General features: G+C 64.1%; 1 protein-coding gene. It reads left to right on the top strand.

Annotated features, from left to right (window positions below):
• A partial coding sequence (locus E4K64_RS39060) for a non-ribosomal peptide synthetase (RefSeq protein ID WP_135167603.1) occupies positions 1 to 5,500 on the top strand: 5,500 nt, incomplete at both ends.

The following is a 5,500-nucleotide window of genomic DNA, read 5'->3' as shown; positions in this document are numbered from 1 at the left end:
TGCGGATGTCGGACGAGGAACACGTCTTCCTGCTGACCCAGCATCACATCGTCTCGGACGGCTGGTCGATGGGCGTGCTGCTGCGTGAACTTAGCCAGCTTTACCGAGCATTCGAGGCTGGGCAGGACGATCCCCTGCCGCCGCTTGCGATCCAATATCCGGATTACGCCGCCTGGCAACGCCAATGGCTGTCGGGCGAACGGCTGCAGAAGCAGGCGCAATATTGGCGCAGCGCCCTGGCAGGCACGACCCGTCTTGTCTTGCCGACGGACCGTGCGCGGCCTGGCCAGCAGTCGTTTGCCGCGGCCACGGTCCCGATCGTCATCGATGCGGATCTGACGCGGGAGCTGAGGCGGCTGAGCCTGCAGCATGGCACGACGTTGTTCACGATCGTGCTGGCGGCCTGGGCGGCGGTGCTGTCGCGTCTGTCGGGACAGGACGATCTTGTGATTGGCGTGCCGAGCGCCAATCGGGGGCACCGGGAGATCGAAGAGCTAATCGGCTTCTTCGTCAACACCCTGGCGCTTCGGCTGGATCTGTCGGGCGAGCCAAGCGTGTCGGAGTTTCTGGAGCGGACGCGGCGCACGGTGCTGGCTGCGCAGGAGCATCAGGACCTGCCGTTCGAGCAGGTGGTGGAGATCGTGCAGCCGCCCCGCGCTCTTGATCACACGCCATTGTTCCAGGTGATGCTGGCCTGGGAGAACAATGCGCTTGGGGCGTTGGAGCTGCCGGGGCTGAGTGTCGAAGCTGCCGGGGACGAGATTGATCAGGCTAAGTTCGATCTGGAGCTGAGCCTTGGCGAGCATGGCGCGGAGATCGCCGGAACGCTGGCTTATGCCACGGCGCTATTTGATCAGGCGACCATCGAGCGGCAGCGTGGTTATCTGCTGGCGCTGCTGCGGGCGATGGCTGCCGATGCGCAGCAAGAGGTCCGCCGGATTGAGCTGCTGTCGACTGCCGAGCGCACCTATCTGCTGGAGGAGCTGAACCGAACGGCGGCGAGATATCCTGCGGAGCGGTGCATCCATGAGCTGTTCGAGGCGCAGGTCCAAAAGGCGCCGCATGCAGTGGCGGTGGTCTGCGACGATGAGCGGCTGAGCTATGCTGAACTCAATGCAAGGGCCAACCGCCTCGCACATCACCTGATCGCCCTCGGGGTTAGGCCGGACCAGCCGGTTGCGATCTGCCTTGAGCGCAGTTCGATGATGGTGGTGGGGCTGTTGGCGATCATGAAGGCTGGTGGGGCCTATGTGCCGTTGGACCCGGCATATCCGTCGGCACGGCTGCGCCAGGTGCTCAACGATGCGGTGCCCCGCCTACTGCTGACCGATGTGGCCGGCCGTGCAGCCTTGGGCGCGGTAGTGTCGGCCGATGTGAGCGTGGTGGAGCTCGATGCTGCGGCGCCGGCCTGGGCCAGCTTGCCGGATGCAAATCCTGACCCGCGCGCGCTCAGCCTAACCTCCCGCAATCTCGCCTATGTGATCTACACCTCGGGATCCACGGGCACGCCCAAAGGGGCCCAGAATGAGCATCGGGCTATCGTTAATCGCCTGATCTGGATGCAGAACGCCTATGGTCTGAAGGCAACAGACCTCGTCTTGCAGAAGACGCCATTTAGCTTCGATGTCTCGGCTTGGGAGTTCTTTTGGACTTTGCTTGAAGGGGCAACGCTGGTGCTGGCGCCGCCTGGTGCGCACAGAGATCCCGATGCATTGGTCGACTTGATCATCAGCCAGCGCATCACGACGGTTCACTTCGTGCCATCTATGCTGGTCAGCTTTTTGGATGCCAAGAGTGTTGAGCGCTGCACATCGCTGCGGCGGGTTTTATGCAGCGGCGAGGCGCTCCCTGCCGCCAGTGTGCATAGAGTTCGGCACGTATTGCCCTGGACGGCCCTGCACAATCTCTACGGTCCGACTGAGGCCGCGATCGACGTTACATCCTGGAGCTGCCCCGCTGAGTTTGATAACGCTATCGTTCCGATTGGCCGTCCAATCGCCAACACGCGGGTCTACTTGCTGGATGGTCATGGCGGGTTGGTCCCGTTCGGTGCGGTCGGCGAGCTTTACATTGGCGGGGCGGGGGTGGCACGGGGCTATCTGAACCGCCCTGAGCTGACGGCCGAACGGTTCATCGCCAGTCCCTTTGTCGAGGGCGATCGGCTGTACCGGACTGGCGACCTGGCACGCTACCTGCCGGACGGCAATCTTGAGTTCCTGGGCCGCAACGACGATCAGGTGAAGATCCGCGGCTACCGCATCGAGCCGGGCGAGATCGTAGCAAAGCTTTGCGAGCACGCCTGGGTGCGCGAGGCGGTGGTGGTGGCGCGCCAGAACGGCCCCAGTGACAAGCATCTGATCGCCTATGTGGTCTACGCGCCCGAGGCCGGCTCTGACGAGGGCGATGCAGGCACCCTTGCGGGCGCTTTGCGCGCGCACTTAAGTGCGCGGCTGCCGGACTACATGGTGCCGAGTGCGTTCGTGCGGCTGGCAGCGCTTCCGTTGACGCTGAACGGCAAGCTCGATCGCAAGGCGCTGCCGGCCCCTCGCGACGAGGCTTATGTGCGCCGGACCTATGCGCTGCCACAGGGCGAGATGGAGGCGGTTCTGGCCCAGATCTGGGCCGAGCTGCTCGGGCTGGAGCGGGTCGGACGAGACGACAACTTCTTCGAACTGGGAGGGCACTCGCTCTTGGCGGTGCAGATGATCGAGCGTCTACGGCGGCGGTCACTGCGCATCGAGGTGCGCACCTTGTTCGTCAAGCCGGTGCTGGCGGATCTGGCTGCAAGTCTGGGTCGTCATTACGAGGCGGCGGTCCCGGCCAACTTGATCACCGAGCGGACTGCGGCGATCACGCCGCAGATGTTGCCGCTGATCGAGCTGACGCAGCGTGACATCGACCGGATCATCGCCACGGTACCCGGCGGGGTTTGCAACATCCTGGACATTTACGGTCTGTCGCCGCTGCAGGATGGCATCCTGTTCCATCATTTGCTAGCGGCAAAGGGCGATCCATACCTACTGGTGTCGCAGATGGCGTTTGCCGAGCGTGGGCTGCTCGATCGCTATCTTGCCGCGGTCCAGCGGGTGGTGGATCGCCACGACATCCTGCGTACCTCGTTTGTCTGGGAGGGGTTGTCGCGGCCAGCCCAGGTGGTGTGGCGGCAGGCGCGACTGGAGGTGATCGAGATTCAGCTGGATGGCGCTCACGGCACTGGCGCCGAGCAGCTCAAGGAGCGGTTTGATCCACGTCGGCACCGCATCGAGCTTGGCCGCGCGCCACTGCTGCGGTTTGTGATTGCGCGCGAGCCCGGTAGCGCGCGCTGGCTGCTGCTGGAGCTGCAGCATCATCTCATCGGGGATCACACGACGCGCGACGTGATGCATGCTGAGGTCCGGGCGGAGCTGGAGGAGCGTGTGCATGAGCTGACGGCGCCGCAGCCATTCCGTAATTTGGTGGCACAGGCGCATCTACGTGGTGATGCCAAGTCCGATGAAGCGTTCTTCCGGGAGCTGCTGGCCGACATCGACGAGCCGACCACGCCCTTCGGCTTGAGCGAGGTGCGCGGCGACGGTGGCGGGGTTCGAGAGGCTCATCGGATGCTGCCGCCAGCGCTCCATGCGCAGCTACGCGAACAGGCGCGTCGGCTGGGGGTGAGTCTGGCGAGCCTGTGCCATCTGGCGTGGGGACAGGTGGTGGCGCGCAGCAGCGGCCGCGAGCAGGTGGTGTTCGGCACGGTGCTGTTAGGCCGGCTGCAGGGCAGTGCTGGCGCCGACCGCGCCATGGGGCTGTTCATCAACACCCTGCCGCTGCGACTTGATCTCGATGGGACCGCCGTCGAGGCGAGCGTGCGGATGACGCACGCCCGGCTGGCCGACCTGCTGGCACATGAGCATGCCTCGCTGGCATTGGCACAGCGCTGCAGCGCTGTTGCGGCGTCGGCGCCGCTGTTCAGCACGCTGTTGAACTACCGTCACAACACGGCGCCGGCTGTGCCGGGCTCCGGGACGGATAATGTCTTGTCGGGCATGGAATGGCTGGGTGGGGAGGAACGCACCAACTATCCCCTGACCCTGTCGGTGGAGGACTTTGGCGAGGCGCTGGGCCTCACTGCGCAGGTGGCGGAGCCAGTCTCGGCGGATCGGATCTGCGGCTACATGCAGCGCGCGCTCGAGCAACTGGCAGAGGCGCTCGAGCATGCCCCGGATACGCCGGTACGTGACCTCGACATCCTGCCGGCCAAGGAGCGTACCTATCTGCTGGAGGATCTGAACCGGACGGCGAGGGCCTATCCATCGGACCTGTGCGTCCATGAGCTGTTCGAGGCGCAGGTGCAAAAGGCGCCGGAGGCGGTGGCGCTGGTCTGCGATGATGAGCGGCTGAGCTATGGCGAGCTCAATGCGCGGGCCAACCGCCTGGCACATCACCTGATCGAGCTTGGGGTCAAGCCGGACCAGCCGGTTGCGATCTGCCTCGAACGCAGTCCGGCGATGGTGGTTGGTGTCTTGGCGATCCTCAAGGCGGGCGGTGCCTATCTGCCGCTGGACCCAGCCTATCCCAGCGAGCGGCTGCATCAGGTTGTCGACGATGCCGCGCCGAGGCTGCTGCTTTGCGACGTCGTCGGTCGCGCAGCACTCGGCGCCGAAGTGCTGACCGATGTGACGGTGATTGATCTGGAGACGGCGACCCCGCCCTGGGCCGAACGGCCGGCTTCAAACCCTGACCGGCGGACGCTTGGCCTCACATCGGGCCATCTTGCCTACGTGATCTACACGTCAGGATCAACCGGATCCCCGAAGGGGGTCATGGTTCAACATCAGGGATTGGTCAATCTGCTGTCGGCTCAGGTCGGGCTCTTTGGCGCGTCTTCCAACAGCCGAGTCGTGCAGTTCGCCTCCATTGCTTTTGATGCAAGCGCTTGGGAGCTTCTTATGGCGTTTGGCTCCGGAGCCTCTTTGCACTTGCCTTCGGAAGAGATCCGTCAAGCGAGTAACAAGCTATTGGAATATCTCCAAAGCGAAGCCATCACCCACGCGACATTACCCCCAGCATTGCTTCAGACAAGCGAGGATCTGGAAGGTTTGACCTCACAAGTTCTCATTCTCGCCGGAGAGCTGCCGAAGCCTGAACTCATCCGAAGTCGGACCCCAGCATCAATTTTCAACGCTTATGGCCCGACCGAGGCAACGGTCTGTGGAACGATCTGGACTTGCCCGGCTGATTTCAATGGGTCGGTGGTCCCGATCGGGCGTCCAATTGCCAACACGCGGGTGTACCTGCTGGATGGTGATCGCGCGCCCGTGCCGTTCGGTGCGGTGGGCGAGCTTTACATTGGCGGGGCAGGGGTGGCGCGTGGCTACCTGAACCGCCCTGAACTGACTGCCGAGCGGTTCATCGCCAGTCCCTTTGTCGAGGGCGATCGGCTGTACCGGACCGGCGACCTGGCACGCTACCTGCCGGACGGCAATCTGGAGTTCTTAGGCCGCAACGACGATCAGGT

Origin of the sequence: Bradyrhizobium frederickii (genome assembly GCF_004570865.1) — a bacterium.
GTDB lineage: Bacteria > Pseudomonadota > Alphaproteobacteria > Rhizobiales > Xanthobacteraceae > Bradyrhizobium > Bradyrhizobium frederickii.
Note: the sequence above shows the minus strand (reverse complement) of the source record. Positions and strands in the feature narration are given on the sequence as shown.